Below are 1,152 nucleotides of genomic sequence, written 5' to 3'. Positions count from 1 at the left end.
TCAGTCCTATACGATCAATGCGGGGCAATTTGTAAGTGTAACTGACGATAATATCCCCACCTTGCGCCCCACCTGAGACAGTGATTTCCTGCGCTGTTACCTTATCAGCCGTGATTTTTGAACGGTAACGATAAGTCACTTTGTAGGTGCTCCCCGGAGCAGGTTCATCTCCCATGGGAGCCCAATCAATGGTGTCTCCTGTTTTTTTAAAATCTGTACCTTCTTTAAATTCCTTGCTTCCTTGAACGACTTTAATAAAAGAGGTAATACTTTTATCAGGAACACCATCACGCCCAGCGGCAACTGCACCACGGGTGACGTTAACAGTTTTTTCTTTTGTCAGCAAAAGAGACTGAATATCGGCAATAGGAAAATAATAGGGTTTAAAGGTGAAGCTTGTCTTGCCGTTTTGAGGCGCAAAAATATGTGTTTCGCTTGGTACCAAACCTTTCGCAAACTCTTCCTCTTCTTCATGCCGCAAAGCCGCAAGGCGTTTGCGTTTAAAGCCATTAATATTGGCTTCTCCTTCTTGAATGCTAAACACTTGGCAACCGTTATTTGCTCCCAATGCGCTTACACGGCAGCCACTCACGATATAATGTCCATGGGCTCTGTCATAAGTAGCAATAGCTTGCATGGCCGGTTCAAGCAATGAGGGGGATTTTTGATCAATCAGAACACCATCTTGTAAAATATAAACGGGAAAGAAAGTGCCGTCTTGAGCATCCTCTTTCAGTGCCCAAACAAGCTTTGCTGTTTCGCGTGCGGCTCCTGGTTCTCCTTCTGCTAATGTTCCGGGTATTTGCCCCAACAACTCTGGATCATCTTCATGTGTTATCCATTTTTTTTGCAGCTTTACACCAATTTCCAAACGTCCGATCATGGAAACATTGTTGAGTACAGCTTCAGAGACTGGAAAGATATCGCCTGCGATATAAATCTTGCCATCCGTTAAAGTGATGGTCCTCATGTCTTTGTTGACAAAGGCATCGGCGCGTTCAACGCGGTCCCCTTCTTGTGCCACAAGGCGCCCCAAACGGTCATGGCGTCCCCTTATGATGGTTTGAACCTCGTTGAGTTCACCAGCTTGAATAAAAGGACGCGTGCCATAAAAGACAACGCTTTGTTGTTCCTCTTTGCCGCTAGATCTGT

The 1,152-nt window shown here is 45.4% G+C and carries 1 protein-coding gene; it reads right to left on the bottom strand.

The features are described 5' to 3' along the window. The coding region (locus GQO39_RS08580) for a DUF4815 domain-containing protein (RefSeq protein WP_156851781.1) at window positions 1-1,152 on the bottom strand (1,152 nt) is incomplete at both ends.

Source organism: Bartonella refiksaydamii, assembly GCF_902652675.1.
Classification (GTDB): Bacteria; Pseudomonadota; Alphaproteobacteria; order Rhizobiales; family Rhizobiaceae; genus Bartonella; species Bartonella refiksaydamii.
Note: the sequence above shows the minus strand (reverse complement) of the source record. Positions and strands in the feature narration are given on the sequence as shown.